The following is a 26,299-nucleotide window of genomic DNA, read 5'->3' on the forward strand; positions in this document are numbered from 1 at the left end:
ACCGCCGGGGACCGAGTGACACCAGGGGACGTCAGCCGTCTCGGTCCACGGGGTGCAGCGCGTACGGGCCCCGCCGGGAGTCTGTGCGTACTGCGGATGCGCCCTTCCGAGGGGCGGTCCGCGCATCGGGGGGACCGGAACTCAACTGCCGTTTCCAGGCGTTAGTGCCTGCCCGAGGAGTAGTCGTTCGATGAGCGAGCACCGTCGCAAACCACCACAATCCCAGAGTGGTGGACGTGCCGCGGCCAGGCGAGAAGCCCAGCAGCCTTCGGGCCGCCGTGCAGCTCCCCCGCCAACCGCCACCGGGTCGCCTTCCGGTTCCCAGGACGGGGAGGAGCGCCCCTACGGCGGTCGAGCCGAAGCCAGAAGGGCAGCCCAGCGCGGCGGAGGCCGACGCCGCCGCGCCGCCGAGCCCGGCGGAGGTCACGGTGGTGGCCGGCGCGGTGGCGGTGGCCGTGGCGGGCGCGGTGGCGGCGGCCCGGAGGGTGGCGGTGGCCGGGGCCCGGGGAAGAAGAGGTTCATCGACTATCCCCGGGCGAATCTGTACGGCTGGCGTCACTGGGTGCCGTCCTGGCGGCTCGTGACCGGTCTCTTCGTGGGCTTCGCCGGCAGCATCCTGGCCGCCGGCACCATCGCGTACGCCATGGTCGGCATTCCGGACGCCAACAAGACCTCGCAGGCGCAGAACAACGTCTATTACTGGTCCGACGGCAGTCAGATGGTCGCGACGGGCGGTGAGATCAACCGGCAGATCGTGCCGCTCTCGCAGATCCCCAGCGCGATGCAGAACGCGGTGGTCTCGGCCGAGAACAAGTCCTTCTACAAGGACAAGGGCATCGACCCCATGGGCATCGGGCGCGCGGTGTTCAACATGGCAAAGGGCGGTGAGACCCAGGGCGGGTCGACGATCACCCAGCAGTACGTGAAGAACTCGCGGCTCGGACAGGAGCAGACGTTCAGCCGTAAGTTCAAGGAACTGTTCATCTCCATCAAGGTCGGCGCCAAGATGGACAAGAACGACATCATGAAGGACTACCTCAATACGTCGTACTACGGGCGGGGTGCCTACGGGATCCAGGCCGCGGCCCGTACGTACTTCGGGGTGGACGCCGAGAAGCTCAACCCGAGCCAGTGCGCGTTCCTCGCCACGTTGCTCAAGGGGGCCAGCTACTTCGACCCGGCGGGTGCCGTCGAGATCGACCCCGCGGCGACGCCGAAGGCCAATCTCCAGCGGGCCACCGGCCGCTGGAGGTGGATCCTCGACCAGATGGTCAAGGACGGCCGGCTCCCCGCCGCCGAGCGGGCGAAGTACAAGACGTTCCCGAAGGTGGACCCGCCGAAGAAGGACGCCCAGCTGGGTGGCCAGACCGGTTACCTCGTCGACCTCGCGAAGTCGTATTTCGTCAACAACAACAAGCAGGGCATCACCTCCGAGGACCTCGCCAAGGGCGGCTACCAGATCCATACGACCTTCGACAAGAAGAAGGTCAAGCAGCTGGAGACATCCGTCGAGAAGGTCCGCAAGGCGAAGATCAAGCCCGGCCTGCGGCCGAAGACGGACACCCACGTCCAGTTCGGCGGGGCTTCGGTGGACGCGCAGAGCGGCGCCATCGCCGCCATCTACGGCGGCGAGGACGCGACCAAGCACTACACGAACAACGCTGACTACACCGGTGCCCAGGTCGGATCGACCTTCAAGCCCTTCGTGCTGGCAGCCGCCATGGAGCACGGGAAGCGCAACCCCGCCCTCGGCAAGGACCAGCCCGACTCGGACCGCACGCCCGTCTCGACGAAGAGCCTCTACAGCGGCCAGAACGACCTGAAGATCAGGAACTACGACGGCAGCGTGTGGACGAACAAGGAGGGCAAGGAGTGGCTCCAGGAGAACGACGGCCATGACTCCCTCGGCGTGGCTCCTGACTACCGCATCGATCTGCGCGAGGCCATGCGGGAGTCCGTGAACTCCGCATACGTCCAGCTCGGCATGGACGTCGGCACCGACAAGGTACGTGAGGCGGCCATCGCCGCCGGGCTGCGCGACGACAAGCAGTCCATGGCCAGCTCCGACTACCCCTCCTTCTCCATCGGTACCTCCAGCCCCAGCGCGATCCGGATGGCCGGCGCGTACGCCACCTTCGCCAACAACGGCCGGCAGAACGAGCCGTTCTCGGTCACCAAGGTCACCCGCGAGGGCAGGACGGTCTACCAGCACCAGCAGGTGGAGAAGTCGGCGTTCTCGACGGCCATCGCCAGCAATGTCACCGATGTGCTGAAGACCGTGGTCGACAAGGGAACCGGAACCGCCGCCCGGATTCCCGGCCGGCAGATCGCGGGCAAGACCGGAACCACCGACGGCAACAAGTCCGCCTGGTTCATCGGGTACACCCCGCAGCTCTCCACCGCCATCGACATGTACCGCTTCGACGACAACGCGAAGGGCAAGAACCGCCAGTTCGAGGAGATGTACGGCACCGGCAACGAGAAGCAGATCCACGGTGCGTCGTTCCCGGCGCAGATCTGGCACAGCTACATGTCGCAGGCGCTCAGCAATACACCGGCCAAGGACTTCCCGGCGCCCGAGCCGATCGGCAAGGTCGTCTACGGCAGTGGCGTATCGAGCCCGAAGCCGACGCCGACGCCGACCCCCACGCCGACCCCCACGCCGTCCACTCCGCCCCCGTCCCCGTCCGACACCCCCTCCTCCCCGACGCCGTCCCCGACCAAGTCCTGCAACAAGTGGACGGACTGGAGCTGCGGGAACGACGGCGGGACCGACGAGGGAACGTCGGACGGCGGACCGGGCGGCGGCAGCCCCACTCCCAGCGAGAGCTCCGACACCGGCGGGACGGGTGGCGACGACCGTGGTGGGGTCATCGGCTGGCCCGGCTGATGACCGCCCTGTGAGCCCCGTCACCTGATCCGGGTTCCGACGGCACCACGAGGGCCTCTCCACAGCTCACCTGCTGTGGAGAGGCCCTCGTGCTGTGCGCCCGCCGCGTATCCGCCGCTGCTGTGCCGGCTCCGCGGTGTGCTGCCTCCACCCTGGCTGGGGGCAGCCCTCCCCGCGAGCACAGACGCGTACGGCAGGATGTGCGCCATGACGAGTGCGCACGAGGACCGGCCCGCACTGAAGACCGCAGAGCCCGAGGTGCGGCCCACTCAGCAGGACGAGACCGCCGCGGCGGGCAGTGAACTGATCGGGGGGCCGGCCGGGCGCTGGGCCGGCCGCGGTGCCGGCGGGCTCACCCCCGTCCGGGTCATCGCCCTGGTCGCGATCGGCATGTTCGCTCTCGGCATGGTGCAGAAGATGCCCTGCTACGACTGGGCGTGGTTCCAGGGGGCAACATCCCAGTACAACCACGCCTGCTACTCGGACATCCCCCACCTCTATGTCGGACGGGGCTTCGCCGACGACCTCGTCCCGTACTTCGACCGCATCAACGGCGACATGTCGTACCTCGAATACCCGGTGCTCACCGGCCTGTTCATGGAGGTCGCCTCCTGGCTCACCCCGCACGGGGGCGCCATGCAGCACCGCGAACAGATCTACTGGATGGTCAACGCGGGCATGCTGATGATCTGCACGGCCGTCATCGCGGTCTGTGTCACCCGCACTCATCGGCGCCGCCCCTGGGACGGCTTGCTGGTCGCCCTCGCACCTGCCTTCGCGCTCACCGCCACCATCAACTGGGACCTGTTCGCGGTCGCTCTCACCGCTGCCGCGATGCTGATGTGGTCGCGGGGACGCGCGCTCGCCTTCGGTGTGCTGATCGGCCTCGCCACCGCCGCCAAGCTTTATCCGGTGCTGATCCTGGGCCCGCTGCTGGTCCTGTGCTGGCGCGCCGGGAAATGGCGGGAGTACGGGTGGGCCGCGTTCGGCGCGGCGGCGTCCTGGCTCGTCGTGAACCTGCCGGTCATGCTGCTCGCGCCCGAGGGGTGGAAGAAGTTCTACACGTTCAGCCAGGAACGGAACGTGGATTTCGGTTCGTTCTGGCTGATCATCACCCAGCGCACCGGCAAGCCTCTCGACGTGGGGAACGTCAACACCTGGGCGACGCTCCTGATGATCGTGGCGTGCGGCGGGATCACGGCCCTCGCGCTGACCGCTCCGCGCCGGCCGCGGTTCGCACAGCTCGCCTTCCTGGTGGTCGCCGCGTTCATCCTCACCAACAAGGTCTACTCGCCGCAGTACGTCCTGTGGCTGATCCCGCTCGCGGCCCTGGCCCGGCCCCGCTGGCGCGACTTCCTGATCTGGCAGGGCTGCGAAGTCATGTACTTCCTGGGAATCTGGCTCTACCTCGCGTACACGATGAGCGGCGACAAGCCCAAGGGACTGCCGCCCGAGGGCTACCAGTTCGCCATCGCCCTGCACCTGGCCGGAACGCTCTACATCTGCGCGGTGATCGTGCGGGACATCCTGATGCCGGAGCGCGACGGCGTACGCGCGGACGGCTCCGACGATCCTTCAGGGGGTGTGCTGGACGGCGCGGAGGATGTCTTCGTGCTCGGCGCGGCGGCCCGTCCTGCCAGGCACGCCGCCCATCAGTACGAAGGCCCGCAGGTCGAGTGGGGTGGCGGCGCGGTGGGCGAATAGCCGGACGGCCGCGGCAGGCCGGACATGCGCGGAGGCGGGGGTACCGGTACCCCCGCCTCCGCCGTTCTGCCGTGCTCTGTGCCGTTACTGGTCCGTGCGGGCGGCTCAGTGATCGACGAGACGGTCGAACTGGGTCGTCGTGTGCCGGAGGTGAGCCACCAATTCGTCTCCCACCCTCGGCTCCTGGGCGTCCGACGGGACGAAGAGGATGGACACCTGCATGTGCGGCGGCTCCGCGAACCAGCGCTGCTTGCCCGACCAGACGAACGGCGACAGGTTCCGGTTCACCGTGGCCAGGCCCGCACGCGCCACGCCCTTGGCACGCGGCATCATCCCGTGCAGCGCCTTCGGTGCCTCCAGGCCCACCCCGTGGGAGGTCCCGCCGGCGACGACCACCAGCCAGCCGTCCGAAGCGGTCTTCTGCTGCCGGTAGCCGAAACGGTCACCCTTCACGACCTGGGTCACATCCAGGACGGAGCCGCGGTACTGCGTCGCCTCGTGGTCTCCCAGCCACAGCCGCGTACCGATCCTGGCGCGGAAGCGCGTCTGCGGGAACTGCTGCTGCAGCCGCGCCAGTTCCTCGGCCTTCAGATGGCTCACGAACATGGTGTGGAGAGGCAGCCGTGCGTTGCGCAGCCTGTCCATCCAGGCAATGACCTCCTCGACCGCGTCGGAGCCGTCCATGCGGTCCAGCGGAAGGTGCAGCGCGAACCCTTCCAGACGTACGTCGTCTATGGCGGCGTGCAGCCGGCCGAGGTCGGCCTCGGAGACGCCGTGGCGCTTCATCGAGCTCATGCACTCGATGACGACGCGCGCGCCCACCAGGGCGTGGACCCCGTCGACCGACGAGACGGAGCGGATCACCCGGTCAGGCAGCGGCACCGGCTCCTCGCCGCGGCGGAACGGCGTGAGGACCAGCAGATCACCGCCGAATGAGTCCTTCATACGGGCTGCTTCATAGGTGGTGCCGACCGCGATGATCTCGGAACCGAAGCGCGTCACCTCGTCCGCGAGCCGGCCGTGGCCGAAGCCGTAGCCGTTGCCCTTGCAGACCGGAACGATCCCCGGGAACTGGTCGAGCACGGACTTCTGGTGCGCCCGCCAGCGCGCGGTGTCGACATAGAGGGTCAGCGCCATGGCCGGACCGGAACCTTTCTCGGAGCTGCGGTGTATCAGAGGTATGGACGGAACGAGCGGATCGATGGGAACGACAGGAACGACGATCAGGGAGTACGGACCTGGGTACGAATCTGGGACGACGGAACCATCATCACCCTTAACGGCGCGACATATAGATGTCGAGCGCCTTGTGCAGCAGCTTGTTGAGCGGGAAGTCCCACTCACCGATGTACTCCACGGCCTCGCCGCCGGTGCCCACCTTGAACTGGATCAGGCCGAAGAGGTGGTCTGTCTCGTCCAGCGAGTCGGAGATGCCCCGCAGGTCGTAGACGGTGGCGCCCATGGCGTAGGCATCCCGCAGCATCCGCCACTGCATGGCGTTCGACGGCCGCACTTCGCGCTTGTGGTTGGCGGACGCCCCGTAGGAATACCAGACATGCCCGCCGACGATCAGCATCGTGGCTGCGGCGACGTTCTCCCCGTCGTGACGGGCGAAGTACAGCCGCATCCGGTTCGGATCCTCGGTGTTGAGGACCGACCACATGCGCTGGAAGTACGAGAGCGGGCGCGGCCTGAAGTGATCGCGCTCAGCGGTGATCTCGTACAGCCGCTGCCACTCGGCCAGGTCCTCGTAGCTGCCCTGGACGACCTCGACGCCGGCCTTCTCGGCCTTCTTGATGTTGCGCCGCCACAGCTGGTTGAAGCCCTTGAGGACGTCGTCGAGCGAACGGTTGGCCAGCGGGACCTGGAAGACGTAGCGGGGCTGCACGTCACCGAAGCCGGCGCCGCCGTCCTCGCCCTGCTGCCATCCCATCTTCCGCAGCCGGTCGGACACCTCGAACGCGCGCGGTTCGATATGGGTGGCCTCGACGTCGCGCAGACGCTTCACGTCCGGGTCCTGGATACCCGACTTGATCGCCGCCGCGTTCCACCGACGGATGACCACAGGCGGGCCCATCTTCACCGAGAACGCGCCCTGCTCCTTGAGGTGGGCCAGCATCGGCTGGAGCCACTCGTTGAGATTCGGGGCATACCAGTTGAGGACCGGGCCCTCGGGGAGATAGGCGAGATAGCGCTTGATCTTGGGGAGCTGCCGGTAGAGCACCAGGCCCGCCCCGACCATCAGGCCGTCCTTGTCGAACCAGCCGAGGCTCTCCGAGCGCCACTCCGTCTTCACTTCCGCCCATGCGGGAACCTGGCAGTGACTGGCCGACGGCAGGCTCTGGATGTACGCCAGATGCTGCTCGCGGCTGATGGTCCTCAGGGTCAGGCTCATGCGGGGCGCTCCTCGGCAGGCGTGTCCCCATGGTTACAGGGGCGTCGGCTCTCCCGCCGAAGCCTACTGCTGCCGTGGAGCGCCCCGACTGGCCGTATCGGACAAGGGGCACAGCGGCCCTCAGCCGCCGACCACTCCGCCGAAGAGACCACCGTGCGCCATGCCGAGGTAGAAGCCCACCGCAGAGGCTCCGATCCCGAGGATCACGATGAACCTCTCACGTGTCGTGATCGAGATGAACATCCCGTAGGCGCCGATCAGGATCCCCACCAGCCCTGCCCACGAGCTCAGCAGATGCAGATTGTTGAACCCGGCCGCGACGAGGGCCACCACACCGAGTACGAGCGCCACCACGCCGAGGCCGTCCTCCAGCGGGTGGGGCTTGCCGTCCGAGGCGAGGAGAGAGGCGACGGCCTTGTGCCGCGTCGCAGGGTTGTGTCGCGCTGCCTGAGACATCAGGCACCTCCTGGCATAAGGCGGCGCACTGTAACGCCGCTCACATCCCACACCTAGAGAGTCTGCCCGGTGACCGCCGGATTTCAACCGGAAGCACGGGTGCAGGTAGTCTGTACGGTCTGCACCGGTGTCTGCCCACTCCAGTGAACAGTCCCTTTCTCCGCGAATCCGGATTGTCAGTGGCGGCGGATACCGTTGCGTACGCATCACGACCCTCCTGCCACGGAACGACCGTGGCCGCTGAGTCCAAAGGAGGTGGGTTCCACATGCGTCACTACGAAGTGATGGTCATCCTCGACCCCGAACTCGAGGAGCGCGCTGTCTCCCCGCTGATCGAGACTTTCCTCTCCGTCGTCCGTGAGGGCGAAGGAAAGGTTGAGAAGGTCGACACCTGGGGCCGTCGTCGTCTCGCTTACGAGATCAAGAAGAAGCCCGAGGGCATCTACTCGGTCATCGACCTGCAGGCCGAGCCTGCGGTCGTCAAGGAGCTCGACCGCCAGATGAACCTGAACGAGTCGGTCCTCCGGACCAAGGTCCTCCGCCCCGAGACCCACTGAGCTTCCAGCTCAGCAGTCATCGGGTCCGAGTAGCACCAAGCAGCCAAGCAATCCCCGCCGAGAGGTTCACCCATGGCAGGCGAGACCGTCATCACGGTCGTCGGCAATCTCGTCGACGACCCCGAGCTGCGCTTCACCCCCTCCGGTGCGGCGGTCGCGAAGTTCCGTGTCGCGTCCACTCCCCGCATCTTCGACAGGCAGACCAATGAGTGGAAGGACGGCGAAGGCCTGTTCCTCACCTGCTCGGTCTGGCGTCAGGCGGCGGAGAACGTCGCGGAGTCGCTTCAGCGAGGCATGCGCGTCGTCGTGCAGGGCCGGCTGAAGCAGCGGTCCTACGAGGACCGTGAGGGCGTTAAGCGCACGGTCTACGAGCTGGACGTCGAGGAAGTCGGCCCCAGCCTCAAGACGGCCACGGCCAAGGTCACCAAGACCACCGGTCGCGGTGGTCAGGGCGGCCAGGGTGGTTACGGCGGCGGCGGTGGCCAGCAGCAGGGTGGCGGCAACTGGGGCGGAGCCCCCAGCGGAGGCCAGCAGGGCGGTGGCGGTGCACCCGCCGACGACCCGTGGGCCTCCAACGCGCCGGCCGGCGGTGGCCAGCAGGGCGGGGGCAGCTGGGGCGGAAGCTCCGGCGGTTCCGGCTCCGGCGGTGGCTACTCGGACGAGCCGCCCTTCTAGGGCAGCCCGTACCCCACTTCTTGATCACACAGGAGAAACACCATGGCGAAGCCGCCTGTGCGCAAGCCTAAGAAGAAGGTCTGCGCTTTCTGCAAGGACAAGACCCAGTACGTGGACTACAAGGACACGAACATGCTGCGGAAGTTCATTTCCGACCGTGGCAAGATCCGTGCCCGCCGCGTCACCGGCAACTGCACGCAGCATCAGCGTGACGTCGCCACGGCTGTCAAGAACAGCCGTGAGATGGCGCTGCTGCCCTACACGTCCACCGCGCGATAAGGGAAGGGTGACCGAAAAATGAAGATCATCCTCACCCACGAGGTCGCTGGCCTCGGTTCCGCCGGCGACGTCGTTGACGTCAAGGACGGTTACGCCCGCAACTACCTGGTCCCGCGTGGTTTCGCGATCCGCTGGACCAAGGGTGGCGAGCAGGACGTGGCGCAGATTCGCCGCGCCCGCAAGATCCACGAGATCGCGACCATCGAGCAGGCCAATGAGGTCAAGGCCAAGCTTGAGGGCGTGAAGGTCCGTCTGGCCGTTCGCTCCGGCGACGCCGGCCGTCTCTTCGGTTCCGTCACCCCGGCCGACATCGCCTCGGCGATCAAGGACGCCGGTGGCCCCGTGGTCGACAAGCGTCGCGTCGAGCTCGGTTCGCCGATCAAGACCCTGGGTGCCCACCAGGTGTCCGTGCGTCTGCACGCCGAAGTTGCCGCGCATGTCGGCATCGAGGTCGTCGCCGCGTAACTGCTGCGCTCGGCAGAGCATGGGAAGGGCCGTCTTCTTCGGGAGGCGGCCCTTCCGCCGTTTCACGTGAAACACCCAGCCGCCCAGCTCCCCAGCCGCCCAGCTCCCCGGCCGCCCAGCTCCCCGGCCGTGCAGCTACCCCACCATGCAGTCCGGCCCGTGAGGTTTGCCGACCGGGCCCTGGCTGGATAGGCGGGCAGACGCACAGGCAGTGGGACGTAGGGCGGGGCGGCTGGATTTGTCCCGCGGTTTCAGCGGGTGGCGCCCGTGACGATCCAGCGGCCCGAGCGGGCCCGGAGCCAGAGCGTCACCATCCGGACCGCCATCATCAGTACCATCGCCCACCACAGCGCCGTCAGCCCGCCGCCCAGCGTCGGTACCAGGAGGGCGACCGGTGTGAAGACCGCAAGTGTGACGACCATGGCCCAGGCAAGATAGCGGCCGTCGCCCGCGCCCATCAGTACGCCGTCCAGGACGTAGACGACGCCGGAGATCGGCTGGGCGAGCGCGACGACCAGCAGGGCCGGCAGCAGTACGTCCCGTACCGCCTGGTCGCTCGTGAACAACGGGACGAACAGGGGCCGGGATGCCACGACCAGCGCGCCCAGCACCACCCCTGAAGCAATGCCCCACTGCACCATGCGGCGGCACGCCTCCTTTGCCCCTTCGGTGTCGGCCGCGCCCAGATAGCGACCGATGATCGCCTGTCCGGCGATGGCGATGGCATCCAGCGCGAAGGCCAGCAGGCTCCAGAGGGAGAGCACGATCTGATGGGCGGCCACGTCGGTGTCCCCCAGGCGGGCCGCCACAGCGGTCGCGGTCATCAGGACCGCCCGCAGTGAGAGCGTACGGACCAGCAGGGGGACCCCGGCCTGTGCGCAGGCCCGGATCCCGGCCGTGTCGGGGAGGAGCGAAGCGCCGTGCTTTCTGGCTCCCCGGACAACGACCACCAGGTAGACGGCGACCATGGCGTACTGGGCGATCACCGTTCCCCAGGCGGATCCGGCGATGCCCAGTCCGGCTCCGTAGACGAGCGCGGCATTGAGCGCGGCGTTGGCTGCGAAGCCCCCGATCGCGACGTACAGGGGGGTCCTGGTGTCCTGGAGACCGCGGAGCACCCCGGTGGCCGCCAGGACGACCAGCATGGCCGGGATGCCGATGCTGGAAATCCGCAGATAGGTGACCGCGTACGGGGAGGCGTCGGCTGAGGCTCCGAAGAGGCCCACCAGCCATGGGGCGGTGGGCAGGACGGCGGCGATGACGAGAGCGCCGAGCAGCAGAGCGAGCCAGATGCCGTCCATGCCCTGTCGGATGGCGGCCTGCAGATCCCCCGCGCCCACCCGCCGTGCGACGGCGGCCGTGGTGGCGTAGGCGAGGAAGACGAAGATGCTCACGGCTGTACTCAGCAGAGCGGCCGCTACCCCGAGCCCTGCCAGCTGACGGGTTCCGAGGTGGCCGACGATCGCGCTGTCGGCCATGACGAAGAGCGGCTCGGCGACCAGCGCGCCGAAGGCGGGCACGGCGAGCGAGATGATCTCCCGGTCGTGCCGTCGGCTGCTGGGGTGTGGTGCCGCGGGGGCCTGGGTCATGCGGGACAATCTAGTCTTCCACAGGTAAGAGATGCAATAGGCTTAAGACCCTTACGGGTCTCATCGTTCCAGCTCGGGCTGTGCGCCGTTTGTCGTGATCTTGGTCCAGCCGGAAAAGTTTTTCTCCCCCACAGCCAGTGGATGGCGAATGTGCAGGTCAGATGGGTTTTTGCGAGCGCGCTATGAGTTTGTCCACAGCGCTGTCCCCCGACCCGTGCACAGGTTTTGGCGAGTTACCCACAGGCTGGGGTCCGTCACCCACAGGGCCTGTGGATAACAAGATTGGCTGACGGTGTCTGCGGGCCTACCGTGGACCGGCGCCCGACGCGCCGTTTGCGGAGTCGGGCCCCTTGTTTGTCGGTGCCGTGCCGTAAGAAAGAGTCGCACGGTTAGGTCCGCGGAGCGGACGGGAGGAGGCGGCCCGGTGAGCATTCCCGAGCCCTTGGACGACCCCTGGGCCGAGAGCAGTCCGGGCGACCGTCTGCCCGTTTCCCGCCAGCGCCGCGGTGAGGGCTCCGGGGGCCGGGAGCAGCACGACCGGGGCCGGGAAAACGGCTCCTGGGACGGCGGATCCCCCGCCTTCGAACGCGTACCCCCGCAGGACATCGATGCCGAACAGTCCGTCCTGGGCGGCATGCTGCTCTCCAAGGACGCCATCGCCGACGTCGTCGAGGTCATCAAGGGCCACGACTTCTACCGCCCCGCACACGAGACCGTCTACCAGGCCATTCTCGATCTCTACGCGAAGGGCGAGCCGGCCGACCCGATCACGGTCGCGGCCGAACTGGTCAAGCGCGGCGAGATCAAGAAGGTGGGCGGGGCGCCCTATCTGCACACGCTCGTCCAGTCGGTTCCGACAGCCGCCAACGCCGAGTACTACGCCGAGATCGTCCATGAGCGCGCGGTGCTGCGCCGGCTCGTCGAGGCCGGAACGAAGATCACGCAGATGGGATACGCGGCGGACGGGGACGTCGACGAGATCGTCAACTCGGCCCAGGCCGAGATCTACGCCGTCACCGAGCAGCGCACATCCGAGGACTATCTGCCGCTCGGCGACATCATGGAGGGCGCGCTCGACGAGATCGAGGCGATCGGCTCGCGCAGCGGCCAGATGTCCGGGGTGCCGACCGGCTTCACGGACCTGGACGCATTGACGAACGGGCTGCACCCGGGCCAGATGATCGTCATCGCGGCCCGCCCCGCCATGGGTAAGTCCACGCTGGCGCTGGACTTCGCACGGGCCTGTTCCATCAAGTCCGCACTGCCGAGCGTGATCTTCTCGCTCGAAATGGGCCGCAACGAGATCGCGATGCGTCTGCTCTCGGCGGAGGCGCGGGTGGCCCTGCACCACATGCGGTCGGGTTCCATGACGGACGAGGACTGGACGCGACTGGCGCGGCGGATGCCGGATGTCACCGCGGCGCCGCTCTTCATCGACGACTCGCCGAACCTGTCGATGATGGAGATCCGGGCGAAGTGCCGGCGGCTCAAGCAGCGTCAGGACCTGAAGCTGGTCGTGATCGACTATCTGCAGCTGATGCAGTCCGGCGGTTCACGGCGCCCCGAGAGCCGCCAGCAGGAGGTCTCCGACATGTCGCGAAACCTGAAGCTGCTGGCGAAGGAGCTCGAAGTCCCGGTCATCGCGCTCTCCCAGCTGAACCGTGGCCCCGAGCAGCGTACGGACAAGAAGCCCATGGTGTCCGACCTGCGTGAATCGGGCTCGATCGAGCAGGACGCCGACATGGTCATCCTGCTCCACCGGGAGGACGCGTACGAGAAGGAGTCCCCGCGCGCGGGGGAGGCGGATCTGATCGTCGCGAAGCACCGTAACGGTCCGACGGCGACGATCACCGTGGCTTTCCAGGGCCACTACTCCCGGTTCGTCGACATGGCGCAGACCTGATCCCCGTACAGAGAACGATCGGCCCCCGGCTCACCGGCCGAGTTCGGCCGCCTTGCGTGCGCGTCGGGCGAGGACGTCCGCGCAGCTGTCCGTCATCTGCCGTAGGGCGTCCTTGCGGTCCCGGTGGGAGAGCCGGTCGAGATAGGTGTGGCCGGAGAGGTGGTCGGTCTCGTGCTGCAGACACCGTGCGAAGTATCCCGTGCCCTCGATGGCCAGGGGGTTGCCGTCCTTGTCGCGTCCCCGGACGACAGCCTGATCGGTCCGGGGAACGGCCATGGCGGCGCCGGGCACGGACAGGCAGCCCTCGAAGTCGTCGACGAGCCGGCGGTCTTCCGGGCCGGGAAGTTCCAGAACCGGGTTGACGATGTGGCCGACATGGCGGACCCCGTGGTCGTCCGGGCAGTCGTACACGAACAGTCGCAGATCGAGGTCCACTTGGTTGGCGGCGAGGCCGGCGCCGTCCGCCACGTACATCGTCAGGAACATGTCGTCGATCAGGCTCGACAGCCCGGGGGAGCCGAATTCGGTGACCTCGCGGCACGGGCGCCGCAGGATCTCCTCGCCCACCGCTGTGATCCGGCGGACCGAGCCTCGTTCCGCCTCCGCGGGCAGGGCCGGGTACGAGTCGACCGGGTGGCCCTGCACTCTGACCCGCCGGTCGGCCGGGCGGGAGCGGTCGTGACGAACAGGCATCGCTGTCTCCCTCTGCTGCGTCCGTGGCGCGGACCACTTGCCAAGTGCTTTGCAAAATAGCAGAGTTTGCAAAGTGACTGAAGACCGAGACGACCAGGCTGAGCATGTCCGGACCGACGATGACCGGGCCGAAGACGACCGGCTGCCTCAGGGGGCCCGGCCTCAGGGTGTCCCCGGTTCCCTGCCCGGCCGGGCGCGTGGTGCCGGTGGCGAACTGCGCCCGCACGAAGTCCGTACGGCGCTGATGGCCCTGCTCGCCGATGTCGGAGCCGTCACGGCCACCGAAGCGGCTGCCCGGCTCGGGTACAGCTCTGGTCTCTGCTCATTCCATCTGCGGCAACTCGCACGCCATGGACACATCGAGGAGGCCCCGCACAGTGGGGGCCGGGTGCGTCCCTGGCGCCTGAGCCGGCAGCCCTCCGGGGCGGACGGCTCCGCCGATGAGGAGTTCGCCGATCTGGCCCGCGGGCTTGAGGACGAGAGCTGGCAGCGCTGGCTCACCCAGCGGGACGAGGCGCCTGCGGCCTGGCGCGACGGCGATGCCTTCAGCGCCGTCGCCTATCTGACTCCCGAGGAGATGAGCCGGGTCGCCGACGTGATCCGGCAGGCGCTCCTGCCCTACCGGGACCGCGAGCAGCGCCCCCTGGCCCGGCCCGACGGTGCTCTGCCGGTTGCCCTCATCACCCGGCTGTTCCCCCTGCTCCCCCACCCGGCGGGCGACACGGACCAGGAATGACAGCCGGTGCGCGTGGCGGTGCCCCGGAGCCCGTGGGGACGGACACCGGGGCACGGCCAGGAGGCCCGCGGTCAGCGCACGGTCACGTTGAAGACCGGGGAGGCGGTGCTCCCACTGACGATGCGCAGCTGGTTCTTGCCCTTGATGCCGAGCTTGACGCCCAGCGAGTAGCTGCCGGTGCGGTTGATGGGCGCGGAGGCGGGCAGCGTGACCCACTTGCTGCCCTGCTTCTGCTGCAGGGTCACCTTGGCGCCCGCCTTGAGGCCGGTCGTGGTGCCGGTGACCCGGAAGAGCTGCCAGGCCTTCACCGAGGTCACCGAGGGCTTCGCGGTGATGGAGGCCTTGGCGGCGACGGCCTTCTGCGCGACAGGTGCGCTGGGCGCGGACGGGCTGTCGGCCATCGCGGCGGTGCCTGCCAGGGCGAGGGTGGTGGCGGCGAGCGTGCTGACGGCAGCGATGCGCAGGGAGCGCCGCTTGGTGACGATCATGAGTGTTCCTTTCGGGTGAGGAGCTCTGATTTCACGCAAAGATGAGACAAATACCGTAGGTGTGGGTCTCACATGAAAAGACGATGTGTGGCCCGCATGCGTTGTTGGCGATGTGTCACCGTCCTGTAACAGACGGGTCCTCCCGCGAATCCGGCCGGCCGCCCTCCGGCGCCATCGACGGCAGGTGGCTCGTCTGGTAGGTCTCGGGCCATGACTGCCACCACTGCCACCACTGCCATGACGCGATCAGAGGACTCCCTGCCGGATTCCTCGCCGGATTCCTCCGCGGAACTCCTTCCCACCACCCGGCGGGCGCTGCTGCACCGCGTCGCCCTCGCACAGTCCGAGGGACGCGTGCCGTCGCTGGTGGCGGCGGTGATGCGGGACGGGCGGATGGTGTGGTCCGGGGCCCGCAGCTGCGTGGACGGTCATGAGCCGGACGCGGACACGCAGTACCGGATCGGTTCGATCACCAAGCCCTTCACGGCGGTCGCGGTGATGCGCCTGCGGGACGAGGGGCTGCTCGATCTGGCGGATCCCCTGGAGAAGTACGTCCCGGACACCGGAGTCGGTGAGGTGACGATCGCTCAACTCCTCAGCCATACCGCGGGTCTGGCCGCGGAGACGCCCGGTGAGTGGTGGGAGCGGTCCTCGGCCGCGCTGCGCCCCGGGATTCCGGATCTGCTCGGTGAGCAGCCGCGCCTGCATCCGGCGGGGCGGCGCCACCACTACTCGAACCCGGGGTACGCCCTGCTCGGGGCCGTGGTGGAGACGTTGCGCGGTGCGCCGTGGGCGGATGTGGTGCGGCGTGAGATCTGCGTACCGTTGGGAATGGACCGTACGAGCGCCCAGCCCCAGGCGCCCCGGGCCGGCGGATGGGCGGTGCACCCCTGGGCGGACGCCATGCTTCCGGAACCGGCCGAGGACCTGGGGCTGATGGCGCCCGCGGGGCAGCTGTGGTCGACGGCCGCTGATCTGTGCCGCTTCGCCGCTTTTCTGGCGGAGGGTGACGACCGGGTGCTCGGTGCGGAGACGGTACGGGAGATGCGCGCGCCCGCGGTCGCGCCGGAACCGGGTGACTGGGACGGCGGATACGGGCTCGGTATCCAGCTCGCCCGGCGCGACGGCCGGACGCTGGCCGGGCACACCGGCTCGCTGCCGGGATTCGTGGCCGGACTGTGGGTGAGCGTGGCGGACGGAGTGGCGGCGGTGGCCCTGTCGAACAGTACGTCGGGGGTCGGGCCAAAGGTCGCTGCGGATCTGATCGGGATCGTGGCAGACGCGGAACCGGCCATTCCGAAGCCGTGGCGTCCGCTGCCAGAGGTCGATCCGGGGCTGCTCGAACTGGCGGGGCCCTGGTACTGGGGGACATCCGTGAGCGGCCTGCGGCTGACGGCGGACGGCGGGATGGAGTTCGGCCCGCTGGCCGGCGGCGGCCGGAGTTCCCGGTTCCGCGCGGAGCGGGACGGCAGCTGGACCGGGCTCGACGGCTACTTCGCGGGGGAGACACTGCGGGTCGTACGGCGAGAGGGCCGGGTGAGCCATCTGGACCTGGGGTCGTTCGTCTTCACCCGGCAGCCGTACGACCCGGAGGGGCCGGTTCCGGGTGGCGTGGACGAGGACGGCTGGCGGGGTATGTCCTAGCAGCCGGGGGGGCCACCGGGTGGGGCGCCGCGCGAAGTTGTCGGGGGCCACGGGGCGGTCTGCCGGGCGGTCCGGGCCGGGCGGTCCGCCGGAGGGGCCACCGCCTGGGACCGCAGGAGGGGCCGCCGGGATCCACCGGGCCGGCCTCCGTCCAGGCAGCCGGGGCCCACGGGGCGGTTCGCGCCGGGCGGTCCGCCGGAGGACCGCCGCCCGGGGCCGCTGGGGCCGCCGGAAGGGTCGCCGCGTGGAGCCCTCGCCGGCTCAGCCCGAGAGTTCCCGTTCCAGCGGTGTCCGGATACGCGGGGTGATCCGTGCGTTTCCCACCCAGTTCGCGAGCCGCGCCGCCTCCGCCTCGACCGCCCCGGTGGCCTCCTGTCCCGGATCCGTCAGGAGGCGCCACACCACTTCGCCGTCCGGGCGCTGCGCCCAGCCACCGATGATCCTTCCGTTCCACCACACGGTCGGGCCGATGTTGCCCGCGTAGTCGAAGAGCGCCGGGCGGTGTTCGGGGTCGAGATGGAAGGTGCGGTCGGCCCAGCCCATGGCGCTGGGGTCGAGACCGGGCAGCAGGGCCGCCCACGGTTCGGTGGGCGGCTCGGCGGCGGTGTCGCCCGGCGCGACGAAGCCCCGTGCCCCGTCGTCCAGGCCGACCTCCTCCGCGCCGATCGCCGCGAGCGCCCTGCGGGTGTCCGTCAGGGTCCACCCCGTCCACCACTTGAGGTCCGCATCGGTGGCCGGTCCGTACGACAGCAGCCAGCGGCGGGCCAGCGCGGCTCTGGCCTCGGGGACCGGGAGCGGCGGCCAGGAGGTTCCGGTCGTCCAGCGGAACTGGCTCGACGTCCAGGAGCCGCGCGGCCGGTCGCGGCGGATATGGCCGTCGGCGGCCAGCAGCCGGATGACCCGGGTGGTGACGCCCTGCACGGCCTCCCACTTCCGGCCCGGGGAGACAGTGATCTTCGTACGGAGTGCCGGGACCGCCGCGGAGAGCTCGCTGCCCGTGGAGGGGCCGCGATCGGCGAGCGCGGCCAGTGTCGCTGCCTCGGCACCGGCCAGCCAGCGCTCGTCCAGACCGCCGCCGTCCTCCGCGAGTTGCTTGATGAACGTTCTGCGCTCCTTGGCCGCGATGGCACGGGCCGTGGAGGCGTCGACGTACGGTGCCACATCCCGTGACATCGCGAAGAGGGTGTTGCGCAGCGAGAGCAGCCGGACCAGGGAGACCTCGTCGTACAGGGCGTGTTCGACGGCCGCAGGACCGGCGTCGGCCACTCGTGCGCCGACGGAGAGATAGACGGTCGCCGCGTCGGTGGCATGCAGGGCGACGACCGCGTCGGACGCCTCGACAGGCGTGGCGGCCCGCACGGAGGGCGCGAGCCGGTGGCGCCTGCCCAGGCGGACACGGCGCTCCTCATTGCTGATCCGGTGCATGACGGGGCCTCCCGCTCGGCGGGGTCGGTGGGGCGGGGCGGGGCCGGGCGGGGGCTGCGGAGCCTGGGTCTGCGGAGTCCGGGTCTGCAGGGTGTGGTTCCGGGGGCGCGGTTCTGCGGTCGGTGAGCGGGAACGTGGTCCGCGCCCCGGGTCAGAGCTGGAGCTTGAAGCCGAGGTGGCTCGCGGTGAAGCCGAGCCTCTCGTAGAAGCGGTGGGCGTCGGTCCGGGTGGCGTCCGAGGTCAGCTGGACCAACTGGCAGCCCTGGCTGCGGGATGTGCCGACGGCCCACTCGATGAGCTGGGTACCGAGGCCACTGCCGCGCTCGTCGCCGTGGATGCGTACACCTTCGATGATGGAGCGTGTGGCGCCCCGCCGGGAGAGCCCGGGGATCACGGTGAGCTGGAGGGTGCCGACGACCCGGCCCTCGCGCACCGCGACGACCAGGTGCTGTTGCGGGTCGGCGGCGATCCGCCGGTGCGCGGTGATGTACGGGCCGAGGTCGTCCGGGGACTCGCGCTGGGCGCCGAGCGGGTCGTCGGCCAGCATCGCCACGATCGCGGGGATGTCGTTCTCTTGCGCGGGGCGGATCTCCAGGTCGCTCATGGTGCGCAGAGTACGCGGGGCCGGGCGGGGCAGAGCGGCCGGGCGGGTCGGGCCGGTCCGGTGGGTCAGACCGGCTGGTGGAGTGTGTCCAGACCGCTCCGGGTGGGTCAGCCCGGTCCCTCCGGGTCGGTCAGGCCGGCTGCTGGAGTTCTTCGACCGCGCGTACCAGCGGGGCCGGCCGGGGGTCGGCTGCGGCCCGGTCGAGGCTCGGCAGGATAAGACACGGACCGACATACCCAGCGCTTGCAATTAAAACGCGTATGCAAGTATTGTTTCTGCATGTAAGGCGCTCGCGCAATTAAATGCCCGCGCCGGCGGACCGTGCCTCGTTCCCGGAAGGTGAAACCTCATGCCGCTCGCGCTGCTCGCCCTGGCCATGGGGGCGTTCGGTATCGGAACCACCGAGTTCGTGATCATGGGGCTGCTGCCGCAGGTCGCGGAGTCCTTCCAGGTCTCGATCCCCACGGCCGGGTTCTTGGTCACCGGTTATGCGCTGGGGGTGGTCGCCGGAGCCCCGCTGATGACCGCCCTGGGCACCCGGATCCCCCGCAAGAAGATGCTGATGCTGCTGATGGGGCTGTTCGTCATCGGCAACGTGGTCTCCGCGACCGCTCCGGTGTTCGGCGTGATGCTCGTCGGACGGATCGTCGCCTCGTTCGCCCACGGCGCGTTCTTCGGCATCGGATCGGTCGTGGCCGCCGGGCTGGTGGCACCGCGGAAGAAGGCGGGCGCCATCGCCATGATGTTCACCGGGCTGACCCTCGCCAATGTCGTCGGTGTGCCGTTGGGCACCCTCATCGGCCAGAACATCGGCTGGCGGCTGACGTTCCTGCTCGTCGCCGGGCTCGGTGTCGTCGGGCTGCTGGGAGTCACCAGGCTCGTACCGGAGCAGCCCAGGCCGGAAGGGGTCCGGCTGCGGCACGAGCTCGCCGCCTTCCGTAATGTGCAGGTGCTGCTCGCGATGGCGATGACCGTTCTCGGCTTCGGGGGAGTCTTCGCCGCCATCACCTACATCTCACCGATGATGACCGCCGTCGCCGGATTCTCCGAGGCCGGTGTCACCTGGCTGCTGGTGCTCTTCGGCCTCGGAATGGTCAGCGGCAATCTCATCGGCGGCCGCTTCGCCGACCGCGCGCTGATGCCGATGCTGTACGTGTCGCTGGGCGGACTGGCCCTGGTCCTGGCGCTGTTCACCTTCACCGCGCACGACCGGATCGCTTCGGCTGCCACGGTCTTCCTGATCGGCGGGCTCGGGTTCGCGACCGTTCCGCCGCTGCAGAAGCGGGTGCTCGACCACGCGTCGGGGGCGCCCACGCTGGCTTCCGCCGTCAACATCGGAGCCTTCAACCTCGGCAACGCGCTGTCCGCCTGGCTCGGTGGGATCGTCATCGCCGCCGGTCTCGGCTATACCGCGCCCAACTGGGTGGGTGCTGTCCTCGCCACATCCGCGCTGGTGCTCGCTCTTGTCTCCAGCGCGCTGGAGCGGCGGAACCGCTCCACGGAGCCGGCCGGAACCGCTCACCGGCTCGCTGCCGTTGGGGCATCGGCCGAACCGGCAGCCGAGGATGCACCGACAGCCCAGGCCGGATCGACAGCCCAGCGCGAACCGACGGCCCAGGCCGGGCGGGCACCGGAACGCCCCGCGCGTCGGTGACTTCCGCCCGTCCTTCAGCCCACCGCCCGTCCTTCAGCCCACCGGCCGGACGTCAGCCTGCCCGCGGACGTCAGCGCATCGCGCTCAGCCTGCCGCGACCGTCAGCGGCGTGAAGCGGCGGGTCCAGTCGCCCGGCAGGTCCGGGATGCCCAGCGTCATCACGGTGTTGAAGCTCGCCGACGCCATTCCGCCGGCCTTGACCCAGTCGAGCAGCTCCGCATGGCGTACGTCGATATCGGCCCGCAGCGGCTGGTCCGTGCCCGCCGCGAGTGAGGCGATCAGAGCCTGCGCGGTCGCCGTGTCGCGGGCGATCAGCGGGCCGACCACCTGGCTGTCCGTGCTGGGCCAGGCCGCCGTGTAGCCGGTGATGCCATCGGCGTCCTCCGCGACGCGCAGCTGATCGGCGAAGGCAGGCAGCCGCGTGATCATGTGGGTGCGGTCCTCGCCGAAGACCTCGTTGTCCAGGCGCAGGATCCCGGGCAGATCACTGGCTGTTGCCCGGCGGGTGGCCACGGCCGGTGCCGTGGTCGGCGGCTGGAAGGGGCCACGGACCATCTCGGCCTCGCCCACCGCCTGGAAGCCGAGCTTCTCGTAGAGCGGGCGGCCGAGCGTGGTGGCGTGCAGAGTGAGCGGGATGCCGTCGAACTCGTCGATCACATGGCGCATCATCCGCTTCCCTGCCCCTTGCCGCTCGTAGGCGTCGGCGACCAGGAGCATGCCGATCGCGGCCAGGCCCGAACCGTACGCGGTGACCACACAGGCCGTTGCCAGCCCGCTGCCGCCGGGGTCGTCGATTCCGTAACCCGTCCCGGCTGTGAGCAGGAGCCCCCACTTGTGATCGTCGCGCGGCCAGCCCCGGCTCTCGGAGAGGCCGGTGCAGGCGGGGAGGTCACCGATGGTCAGGCGGCGGATCGGCAGGGGGTCGAGGGGTGAGGGCATGGTGATCAGGCTCGCTGATGGGCGTGTACGGCGTCCACCGCTTTCCGTGATGTTCATGAGCGCGTACGGCGTCCACCGCTCTCCGGGATGTTCTCCGTTGGTTCCGATGCTCCTTCTGATACGCCCGGCCGCGTGCGGTCAGGCCCCACGGTTTCAGTACCGAGACGGCGACATGGACCACCAGCGAGCCCCGGCGCAAGGAGCGGGTCAGCGGTTTCACGTGAAACACGGTGCATCCGGGTCTCTGGCGTCCGGCGGGGGGAGCAAGTGGCTGTACTAGCCTCGGCGTACATGACGCGGCTGCATCTCTTCGACCTGGACGGCACCCTCATCCGCGGTTCGGCCGCGCCGGTGGAGATATCCCGGCAATTGGGGCTGCTGGAAGAGATCGGTGTGCTGGAGCGGGACCTGGTCTCGGGGCGGATCGGCTCACCGGAGTACGCGGTGGGAGTGCACGCTCTCTGGTCAGGGCTCACCACCGACCATGTGACGGCCGCTTTCGACGCCGCACCATGGCTCGCCGGGATCCAGGAGGTCTGGCGGGACATCCGGGAGCGCGGCGACTACTGCGCGGTCATTTCGCTCTCGCCGTCGTTCTTCGTGGAGCGGCTGCTCGGCTGGGGTGCCCACGCGGCCTACGGCTCGCGCTTCCCGGAGGTTCCGTTCAGCCGGCCGGTGGACCCCTCGGGGATTCTCAGCGCAGCCGCCAAGGTCCGGATCGCGGACCAGCTCTGTACGGAGTTCGCCGTGGGGCGGGCCGACTGTGTGGCCTACGGGGACTCGATGTCGGACGTGGATCTCTTCGGAGCGGTGTCGCGGTCTGTCGCGGTCAACGCGGACGGTCATCTGGCGGGGCTGGCCACGCACCGCTATGAGGGCGGCGATCTGCGCGAGGCCTATGCGCTCGTAGCCGCGACCGGCGCAGGCTGAGCGATCCTTCCGCCCCTCACCCCAGGTCTGCGGCCTGGAGCGCCAGGACCCCTTCGATGTTCCCGTCGAGATAGTGCCGCAGGGAGAGCGGAACCAGGTGCACGGCCGCGATCCCGACCCGGCTGAAGGGCACCCGGACGATTTCGTACTCGCCGCAGGGCTCCTCGATCTCGGGTCCGTGCCGCAGGGCGGTATCCATGGAGGCCAGTCGGCAGACGAAGAAGTGCTGCACCTTCACCCCGGCCACCCCGCCGTCGTCCGGGATGTGCTCGATGGTGTCGACGAAGCAGGGCACCACATCGGTGATCTTGGCGCCGAGCTCTTCGTCGACCTCGCGGTGCAGGGCTTCGACCACGGTGGAGTCCTCTGCCTCCACTCCGCCGCCGGGCGTGACCCAGTACGGTTCCACGCCGGGCTTGGTCCGCTTGATGAGGATCAGATGGTCGCCGTCGAGGAGCACGGCGCGGGCGGTGCGCTTGACCACTGGACGTTCGGTCATGGAAGGAGAGTGGCCCGTGAAACCGGTTCCGAAACGCATCACCGGCCCCGGGACCTTTCCTCAGGACCAGTCGGAGGCTGCCCGCAGCAGCCACTCCTGGGCCCGGGCGATGTGCGGAAGCGCGAGCGTTCCGCTGCGTACGGCCAGGAAGTAGGTACGCAGCGGTGGCACCGGCGGATCCAGCAGCGCCACCACCTCTCCCCGCTCCAGGGTGTCCTCGCACAGATAGCGCGGCAGTACGGCGAGCCCGGCGCCTGCGACCACGGCCTGCTGGACGGCCCACAGGTCCGGTGCGACGACCGCGGCGGTCTCGGCGGGGTGGGTGTCGAAGACGGCGCTCCAGTAGCGGGAGACGAACGGCAGTGACTCATGGACCTCCACCACGGGCAGGTCCTTCAGCACGGAGGGCCCCTGGCGCCGCAGGGTGCCCGGTCCGATCCGGGCGGCCCAGCGGGGGGAGGCGACCAGGACGTGTTCCTCGTCGCAGAGCGCGGTCGCGGTCAGGAGTTCACCGCGGGGCCGCGCCGTGGTGATGGCGAGATCGTGGTGCCCGGCGCCGAGCCCGTCCAGGGTCTCCTCGGTGTTGCCGAACGAGACGCGCAGTGCGATGCCCTGCGGTATCAGCGAGGTGAGCGCGGGCAGGGCGCGCGCCGCGGTGAACTCCGGCGGCCCCGCCAGATGCAGGGTGCGGATGCCGGTCTCCTCGTCGATGCCCGCCTCGGCGATCTCGACAAGCGCGTCCAGATGCGGCGCCGCGCGGTGAGCGAGCTCGTCCCCGATGGTGGTCGGGGTGACGCCGCGGGCCCGGCGCAGGAAGAGCGGGCGTCCCAGCTGGCGCTCCAGGGTGCGTATCTGGCTGGTCACCGCGGGCTGTGAGAGCCCCAGCAGTGCAGCGGCGCGGGTGAAGGATCCGGCCCGGTGCACGGTGACGAAGGTGCGGAGCAGGGCCAGATCCATGTCCGTACCGTCCCGTTCCGACCGTGGCGAAGGCGTCCCGTCCCCGGGCAGAACTATAAATAAGTCGATAGGTCTCTGCCGCTACTGTGATTGGACACTGACGCAGAGTCAACTAGCCTTGTGGAAGCGGTTCTTCGCGCGTTGAACGGGGAACCGGGACGGTCCGAGCCATGAGGGGGGAGGCTCGGACCGTCCGCAGCACGGATGCGGCGCCACCCGCGGTGGCGCCCCGCCATCCGCTGTCGGCGCCGCTGCTTCTGCGGCTACCGCTCCCGCGCCGCCTCGTCCAGGGCCCTCAAGACGTCCGCCACCAGATCAGCGGTGTCCTCGACGCCCGCGGAGAAGCGGATGAATCCTTCCGGTACGGCGTCTCCGCCCCAGCGCCCACGGCGCTCGGCGGTGGAGCGGACACTGCCGAAACTGGTCGCGTCGTCGGCCAGCTCCAGTGCGTCGAGGAAGCGTTCCGCATGGTCGCGGCCGGGCAGTACGAACGAGACCACGCAGCCGAAACGGCGCATCTGGGCCGCAGCCGTGACGTACGAGGGGTCCGACGGCAGCCCGGGGTGGCGCAGCCCCTCGATCTCCGGCCGCCCCGCCAGTGCCTCGGCGAGCGCGAGGGCGTTCGCCGACTGTCGGTCGGCGCGCAACTGGATCGTGGCGAGCGAGCGGTGTGCGAGCCAGGCCTCCATCGGCCCCGGGATCGCTCCGGCCACCTTGCGCCACTTCCGTACCCGCCCCGCGAGTTCGGTGTCCCGGCAGGTGACATAGCCGAGCAGGATGTCGCCGTGCCCGGTGAGTCCCTTGGTGCCGCTGGCCACGGAGAAGTCCGCGCCGAGGTCGAGGGGCCGCTGCCCGAGCGGGGTCGCGAGGGTGTTGTCGACCGCCACCAGCGTCCCGCCGGCATGCGCGGCAGCCGCGAGGCGCCGTACGTCGCACACGTCCAGGCCGGGGTTGGACGGGGTCTCGATCCACAGCAGCCGGGCGCCGGCCAGGGCGGTCAGCTGTGCGTCGCCCCCGGTCGGCGCGGTCCGGACTTCGACGCCGTACGCCTCCAACTGCTCCCTGACCAGCGGCAGCGCCTGGTATCCGTCGTCGGGCAGCACCACCGTGTCGCCCGCGCGGGCCTGGGAGAGCAGGACCGCCGATACGGCCGCCATGCCGGAGGCGAAGGTGACCGTCTCGGCCGGCTCGTCAGGTGACTCCAGCTCGCTGATGGCTGCTTCGAGACGGGTCCAGGTCGGATTGGTGTCGCGGCCGTACGTATAGGGCCCGGTGGGCTCGCCCGGCAGGTGGTAGTGGGCGGCGAAGACCGGCCCCGGCAGGGTCGGTTCGTACTTCACCGGTACGGGCAGACCGGCCCGCACCGCCCGGGTTCCGTCTCCGGTGGCTGCGCTGGGTGTGTTCATGGCAGGGGTACTCATAAGGGGCTCAGTCCTCGTCGGGCATGACGATGTTCAGGGCCCAGGAGACGACCGAGATGATCAGTCCGCCGATCACGGCGGTCCAGAAGCCGTGCACGTGGAAGGAGAGGTCGAGCTTTCCGGACAGCCAGGAAGTCAGCAGCAGCATCAGGGCGTTGATCACCAGGGTGATCAGCCCCAGCGTGAGAATGAACAACGGGAAGGCGATCAGCTTCACGACGGGCTTGACGACAAAGTTCACCAGGCCGAAGACCAGCGCGACGAGGATCAGGGTGAGCGCCTTGCGGCCGGTCGAGTCACCGCTGAGCGTGATGTCCTGGAGGAGCCAGATGGCTACGAAGAGTGCTGCCGCGTTGGCAACCGTCTTGACTACAAAATTCTTCATGTGTCTGATCGTGGCAGACACGATCGGTACGAGTGCAGGGGCTGACGAGCGATGAAAGCATTCCGGCTGGATGAACTGGAGGCGGAGCGCGCTGCCAACGACGGCGCCTACCTGCAGTTTCTTCGCGAACGGAACATGTCGGTGGGGCTCTACGCGCTGGACGCGGGAGCCACCGACCGCCAGCAGCCGCACGGCCAGGACGAGGTGTACTTCGTGGTGAGCGGACGGGCCTCGATCACCGTCGGTACCGAGACGACCGAGGTCGCCCGCGGCGGGGTGGTGTACGTCCCGGCGGGGGTGGCGCACAAGTTCCACCACATCTCCGAGGACCTGCGGGTCCTGGTGGTCTTCTCACCGCCCGAGAGCTGACGCGCGGGGCTCCGGGCCCGGATTCCGGGACTCGGCCCCCGAGCCCCGGACTCCTGGGCCCCTGGTGTCCCGTAGGGGGCGGATCAGGGGATTCCAAGGGCTCCACGGCCGCCACCGGCCACCCCGGCGCCTTTAGCATCGACAGCAGAGCACCCGGAGTGGCCGGCGTGGTCCAGGAAGATCCAGGAAGAGGTAAGGACGATGGCGGTCCGAGAGATTTTCGCGGGAATGCCGTGGTGGGTGAAGTGGGTCGCGGTGCCCGTCCTCGTGCTGATCGTGTTCGGCGGCCTCATCGCGACCGTCATCGGCTTCGTGATCGGGCTGCTCTTCAAGGCCCTGCTCCTGGTGGCGCTCGTCGCCGGACTGATCTACGTCGTACGCAAGTTCACCTCGTCGTCATCCTCGCGGAACGACTGGTAACACCGCGCTGCACAAGCACCGGGCCGCACCGCACGAGCACCGCTCGCGGAACGGCCGGCCCGGACTGGTGTACTCGTGCGGCCGTTAACCCTGCGGAGGGACGGGGCGGCAAATCCCCACGCCCGGACGGAGGCTGTGGCTACAGTGAGAAATCCTTGCCGCCTCCTCGGGAATCCGGCCTGAAAGGGCGCTGACCAGCAGATTGTGCGCGGCGGGACCCAT

At 69.2% G+C, this 26,299-nt stretch carries 26 protein-coding genes; 13 read left to right on the top strand and 13 right to left on the bottom strand.

Annotated features, from left to right (window positions below):
* Nucleotides 1-190 precede the first annotated feature (190 nt).
* Both ACWGKJ_RS20765 and ACWGKJ_RS20770 read left to right on the top strand, forming a co-directional pair.
* Nucleotides 191-2,890: a transglycosylase domain-containing protein gene (locus tag ACWGKJ_RS20765; protein WP_385017269.1), complete on the top strand. Its 2,700-nt coding sequence runs from the start codon at nucleotides 191-193 to the stop codon at nucleotides 2,888-2,890.
* Nucleotides 2,891-3,088: 198 nt separating this feature from the next.
* Nucleotides 3,089-4,594: a glycosyltransferase family 87 protein gene (locus ACWGKJ_RS20770; protein ID WP_453315785.1), complete on the top strand. Its 1,506-nt coding sequence runs from the start codon at nucleotides 3,089-3,091 to the stop codon at nucleotides 4,592-4,594.
* Between the two features lie 105 nt (nucleotides 4,595-4,699).
* Here the strand turns inward: ACWGKJ_RS20770 and ACWGKJ_RS20775 are convergent, their stop codons facing one another.
* The 3 genes from ACWGKJ_RS20775 to ACWGKJ_RS20785 form a co-directional block, all read right to left on the bottom strand.
* Complete coding sequence (locus ACWGKJ_RS20775) at nucleotides 4,700-5,731, bottom strand: alanine racemase (protein WP_385017445.1); 1,032 nt, start codon at nucleotides 5,729-5,731, stop codon at nucleotides 4,700-4,702.
* Nucleotides 5,732-5,870: 139 nt separating this feature from the next.
* Nucleotides 5,871-6,989, bottom strand: coding sequence for a lipid II:glycine glycyltransferase FemX (locus ACWGKJ_RS20780; RefSeq protein WP_164258270.1), 1,119 nt, complete (start codon nucleotides 6,987-6,989; stop codon nucleotides 5,871-5,873).
* 120 nt (nucleotides 6,990-7,109) lie between these two features.
* On the bottom strand, nucleotides 7,110-7,445 hold the full coding sequence (locus ACWGKJ_RS20785; RefSeq protein ID WP_385017272.1) for a hypothetical protein: 336 nt from the start codon (nucleotides 7,443-7,445) through the stop codon (nucleotides 7,110-7,112).
* 266 nt (nucleotides 7,446-7,711) lie between these two features.
* On the opposite strand from ACWGKJ_RS20785, the gene rpsF reads away from it, so the two are divergent.
* The 4 genes from rpsF to rplI all read left to right on the top strand — a co-directional run bounded on the left by rpsF (nucleotide 7,712) and on the right by rplI (nucleotide 9,421).
* A complete protein-coding gene (gene rpsF / locus ACWGKJ_RS20790) occupies nucleotides 7,712-8,002 on the top strand; it encodes a 30S ribosomal protein S6 (RefSeq protein WP_164258274.1) in 291 nt (96 codons plus the stop codon).
* Nucleotides 8,003-8,074: 72 nt separating this feature from the next.
* Entirely contained in the window at nucleotides 8,075-8,677 is a 603-nt protein-coding gene (locus tag ACWGKJ_RS20795; protein WP_385017275.1) for a single-stranded DNA-binding protein, read from the top strand.
* A 42-nt stretch (nucleotides 8,678-8,719) separates the two neighbouring features.
* Nucleotides 8,720-8,956, top strand: a complete 237-nt coding sequence (rpsR, locus tag ACWGKJ_RS20800; protein WP_003967857.1) for a 30S ribosomal protein S18 — start codon at nucleotides 8,720-8,722, stop codon at nucleotides 8,954-8,956.
* An 18-nt stretch (nucleotides 8,957-8,974) separates the two neighbouring features.
* Nucleotides 8,975-9,421 (top strand): 50S ribosomal protein L9, encoded by a 447-nt coding sequence (rplI, locus tag ACWGKJ_RS20805; RefSeq protein WP_385017278.1) that lies wholly within the window; start codon nucleotides 8,975-8,977, stop codon nucleotides 9,419-9,421.
* 251 nt (nucleotides 9,422-9,672) lie between these two features.
* Here the strand turns inward: rplI and ACWGKJ_RS20810 are convergent, their stop codons facing one another.
* A complete protein-coding gene (locus tag ACWGKJ_RS20810) occupies nucleotides 9,673-11,010 on the bottom strand; it encodes an MATE family efflux transporter (protein WP_385017281.1) in 1,338 nt (445 codons plus the stop codon).
* A 442-nt stretch (nucleotides 11,011-11,452) separates the two neighbouring features.
* On the opposite strand from ACWGKJ_RS20810, the gene dnaB reads away from it, so the two are divergent.
* On the top strand, nucleotides 11,453-12,913 hold the full coding sequence (gene dnaB / locus ACWGKJ_RS20815) for a replicative DNA helicase (protein ID WP_385017448.1): 1,461 nt from the start codon (nucleotides 11,453-11,455) through the stop codon (nucleotides 12,911-12,913).
* 30 nt (nucleotides 12,914-12,943) lie between these two features.
* Here the strand turns inward: dnaB and def are convergent, their stop codons facing one another.
* Complete coding sequence (gene def, locus ACWGKJ_RS20820; protein ID WP_385017284.1) at nucleotides 12,944-13,606, bottom strand: peptide deformylase; 663 nt, start codon at nucleotides 13,604-13,606, stop codon at nucleotides 12,944-12,946.
* Nucleotides 13,607-13,787: 181 nt separating this feature from the next.
* On the opposite strand from def, the gene ACWGKJ_RS20825 reads away from it, so the two are divergent.
* Nucleotides 13,788-14,342: an ArsR family transcriptional regulator gene (locus ACWGKJ_RS20825; RefSeq protein WP_385017451.1), complete on the top strand. Its 555-nt coding sequence runs from the start codon at nucleotides 13,788-13,790 to the stop codon at nucleotides 14,340-14,342.
* Nucleotides 14,343-14,413: 71 nt separating this feature from the next.
* Here ACWGKJ_RS20825 and ACWGKJ_RS20830 read toward each other — a convergent pair whose 3' ends face one another.
* Nucleotides 14,414-14,830, bottom strand: coding sequence for a hypothetical protein (locus ACWGKJ_RS20830; RefSeq protein ID WP_385017286.1), 417 nt, complete (start codon nucleotides 14,828-14,830; stop codon nucleotides 14,414-14,416).
* Between the two features lie 237 nt (nucleotides 14,831-15,067).
* Between ACWGKJ_RS20830 and ACWGKJ_RS20835 the strand changes: the two genes are divergently transcribed.
* Nucleotides 15,068-16,474 carry a serine hydrolase domain-containing protein gene (locus ACWGKJ_RS20835; protein ID WP_385017454.1) on the top strand — a complete coding sequence of 469 codons (1,407 nt, stop codon included), beginning with the start codon at nucleotides 15,068-15,070 and terminating at the stop codon, nucleotides 16,472-16,474.
* Nucleotides 16,475-16,735: 261 nt separating this feature from the next.
* Here ACWGKJ_RS20835 and ACWGKJ_RS20840 read toward each other — a convergent pair whose 3' ends face one another.
* Both ACWGKJ_RS20840 and ACWGKJ_RS20845 read right to left on the bottom strand, forming a co-directional pair.
* Complete coding sequence (locus ACWGKJ_RS20840; RefSeq protein ID WP_385017290.1) at nucleotides 16,736-17,899, bottom strand: winged helix DNA-binding domain-containing protein; 1,164 nt, start codon at nucleotides 17,897-17,899, stop codon at nucleotides 16,736-16,738.
* A gap of 151 nt (nucleotides 17,900-18,050) precedes the next feature.
* Entirely contained in the window at nucleotides 18,051-18,503 is a 453-nt protein-coding gene (locus ACWGKJ_RS20845) for a GNAT family N-acetyltransferase (protein ID WP_385017293.1), read from the bottom strand.
* 349 nt (nucleotides 18,504-18,852) lie between these two features.
* On the opposite strand from ACWGKJ_RS20845, the gene ACWGKJ_RS20850 reads away from it, so the two are divergent.
* On the top strand, nucleotides 18,853-20,157 hold the full coding sequence (locus tag ACWGKJ_RS20850; protein ID WP_385017296.1) for an MFS transporter: 1,305 nt from the start codon (nucleotides 18,853-18,855) through the stop codon (nucleotides 20,155-20,157).
* A gap of 84 nt (nucleotides 20,158-20,241) precedes the next feature.
* Here the strand turns inward: ACWGKJ_RS20850 and ACWGKJ_RS20855 are convergent, their stop codons facing one another.
* Nucleotides 20,242-21,096 (bottom strand): GNAT family N-acetyltransferase, encoded by an 855-nt coding sequence (locus tag ACWGKJ_RS20855; RefSeq protein ID WP_385017299.1) that lies wholly within the window; start codon nucleotides 21,094-21,096, stop codon nucleotides 20,242-20,244.
* A gap of 291 nt (nucleotides 21,097-21,387) precedes the next feature.
* Between ACWGKJ_RS20855 and ACWGKJ_RS20860 the strand changes: the two genes are divergently transcribed.
* Nucleotides 21,388-22,026 (top strand): HAD family hydrolase, encoded by a 639-nt coding sequence (locus tag ACWGKJ_RS20860; protein WP_385017301.1) that lies wholly within the window; start codon nucleotides 21,388-21,390, stop codon nucleotides 22,024-22,026.
* A gap of 16 nt (nucleotides 22,027-22,042) precedes the next feature.
* Here the strand turns inward: ACWGKJ_RS20860 and ACWGKJ_RS20865 are convergent, their stop codons facing one another.
* The 4 genes from ACWGKJ_RS20865 to ACWGKJ_RS20880 form a co-directional block, all read right to left on the bottom strand.
* Nucleotides 22,043-22,525 carry an NUDIX domain-containing protein gene (locus tag ACWGKJ_RS20865; protein ID WP_385017304.1) on the bottom strand — a complete coding sequence of 161 codons (483 nt, stop codon included), beginning with the start codon at nucleotides 22,523-22,525 and terminating at the stop codon, nucleotides 22,043-22,045.
* Between the two features lie 60 nt (nucleotides 22,526-22,585).
* Complete coding sequence (locus ACWGKJ_RS20870) at nucleotides 22,586-23,482, bottom strand: LysR family transcriptional regulator (protein WP_385017307.1); 897 nt, start codon at nucleotides 23,480-23,482, stop codon at nucleotides 22,586-22,588.
* Nucleotides 23,483-23,745: 263 nt separating this feature from the next.
* Nucleotides 23,746-24,888, bottom strand: a complete 1,143-nt coding sequence (locus ACWGKJ_RS20875) for a cystathionine gamma-lyase (protein ID WP_385017310.1) — start codon at nucleotides 24,886-24,888, stop codon at nucleotides 23,746-23,748.
* 22 nt (nucleotides 24,889-24,910) lie between these two features.
* The gene (locus ACWGKJ_RS20880) at nucleotides 24,911-25,288 is read right to left on the bottom strand and encodes a phage holin family protein (RefSeq protein ID WP_385017313.1); all 378 of its coding nucleotides are present in this window, start codon (nucleotides 25,286-25,288) and stop codon (nucleotides 24,911-24,913) included.
* A gap of 51 nt (nucleotides 25,289-25,339) precedes the next feature.
* On the opposite strand from ACWGKJ_RS20880, the gene ACWGKJ_RS20885 reads away from it, so the two are divergent.
* On the top strand, nucleotides 25,340-25,657 hold the full coding sequence (locus ACWGKJ_RS20885; RefSeq protein WP_164258035.1) for a cupin domain-containing protein: 318 nt from the start codon (nucleotides 25,340-25,342) through the stop codon (nucleotides 25,655-25,657).
* 201 nt (nucleotides 25,658-25,858) lie between these two features.
* A complete protein-coding gene (locus ACWGKJ_RS20890) occupies nucleotides 25,859-26,077 on the top strand; it encodes a DUF5326 family protein (protein ID WP_266855269.1) in 219 nt (72 codons plus the stop codon).
* The last annotated feature ends 222 nt before the right edge of the window (nucleotides 26,078-26,299 follow it).

Source organism: Streptomyces sp. NPDC054757, from assembly GCF_053612185.1.

Coding starts and splice junctions, on each gene's coding strand:
- ACWGKJ_RS20865 (WP_385017304.1), bottom strand. CDS start 22,525: ATGACCGAACGTCCAGTGGTCAAGCGCACCGCCCGCGCCGTGCTCCTC.
- ACWGKJ_RS20810 (WP_385017281.1), bottom strand. CDS start 11,010: ATGACCCAGGCCCCCGCGGCACCACACCCCAGCAGCCGACGGCACGAC.
- ACWGKJ_RS20875 (WP_385017310.1), bottom strand. CDS start 24,888: ATGAACACACCCAGCGCAGCCACCGGAGACGGAACCCGGGCGGTGCGG.
- ACWGKJ_RS20890 (WP_266855269.1), top strand. CDS start 25,859: ATGGCGGTCCGAGAGATTTTCGCGGGAATGCCGTGGTGGGTGAAGTGG.
- ACWGKJ_RS20795 (WP_385017275.1), top strand. CDS start 8,075: ATGGCAGGCGAGACCGTCATCACGGTCGTCGGCAATCTCGTCGACGAC.
- ACWGKJ_RS20850 (WP_385017296.1), top strand. CDS start 18,853: ATGCCGCTCGCGCTGCTCGCCCTGGCCATGGGGGCGTTCGGTATCGGA.
- ACWGKJ_RS20840 (WP_385017290.1), bottom strand. CDS start 17,899: ATGCACCGGATCAGCAATGAGGAGCGCCGTGTCCGCCTGGGCAGGCGC.
- ACWGKJ_RS20765 (WP_385017269.1), top strand. CDS start 191: ATGAGCGAGCACCGTCGCAAACCACCACAATCCCAGAGTGGTGGACGT.
- ACWGKJ_RS20835 (WP_385017454.1), top strand. CDS start 15,068: ATGACGCGATCAGAGGACTCCCTGCCGGATTCCTCGCCGGATTCCTCC.
- ACWGKJ_RS20845 (WP_385017293.1), bottom strand. CDS start 18,503: ATGAGCGACCTGGAGATCCGCCCCGCGCAAGAGAACGACATCCCCGCG.
- ACWGKJ_RS20780 (WP_164258270.1), bottom strand. CDS start 6,989: ATGAGCCTGACCCTGAGGACCATCAGCCGCGAGCAGCATCTGGCGTAC.
- ACWGKJ_RS20860 (WP_385017301.1), top strand. CDS start 21,388: ATGACGCGGCTGCATCTCTTCGACCTGGACGGCACCCTCATCCGCGGT.
- def (WP_385017284.1), bottom strand. CDS start 13,606: ATGCCTGTTCGTCACGACCGCTCCCGCCCGGCCGACCGGCGGGTCAGA.
- ACWGKJ_RS20885 (WP_164258035.1), top strand. CDS start 25,340: ATGAAAGCATTCCGGCTGGATGAACTGGAGGCGGAGCGCGCTGCCAAC.
- ACWGKJ_RS20870 (WP_385017307.1), bottom strand. CDS start 23,482: ATGGATCTGGCCCTGCTCCGCACCTTCGTCACCGTGCACCGGGCCGGA.
- ACWGKJ_RS20880 (WP_385017313.1), bottom strand. CDS start 25,288: ATGAAGAATTTTGTAGTCAAGACGGTTGCCAACGCGGCAGCACTCTTC.
- ACWGKJ_RS20855 (WP_385017299.1), bottom strand. CDS start 21,096: ATGCCCTCACCCCTCGACCCCCTGCCGATCCGCCGCCTGACCATCGGT.
- rpsR (WP_003967857.1), top strand. CDS start 8,720: ATGGCGAAGCCGCCTGTGCGCAAGCCTAAGAAGAAGGTCTGCGCTTTC.
- rplI (WP_385017278.1), top strand. CDS start 8,975: ATGAAGATCATCCTCACCCACGAGGTCGCTGGCCTCGGTTCCGCCGGC.
- ACWGKJ_RS20830 (WP_385017286.1), bottom strand. CDS start 14,830: ATGATCGTCACCAAGCGGCGCTCCCTGCGCATCGCTGCCGTCAGCACG.
- ACWGKJ_RS20775 (WP_385017445.1), bottom strand. CDS start 5,731: ATGGCGCTGACCCTCTATGTCGACACCGCGCGCTGGCGGGCGCACCAG.
- rpsF (WP_164258274.1), top strand. CDS start 7,712: ATGCGTCACTACGAAGTGATGGTCATCCTCGACCCCGAACTCGAGGAG.
- ACWGKJ_RS20785 (WP_385017272.1), bottom strand. CDS start 7,445: ATGTCTCAGGCAGCGCGACACAACCCTGCGACGCGGCACAAGGCCGTC.
- ACWGKJ_RS20770 (WP_453315785.1), top strand. CDS start 3,089: ATGTGCGCCATGACGAGTGCGCACGAGGACCGGCCCGCACTGAAGACC.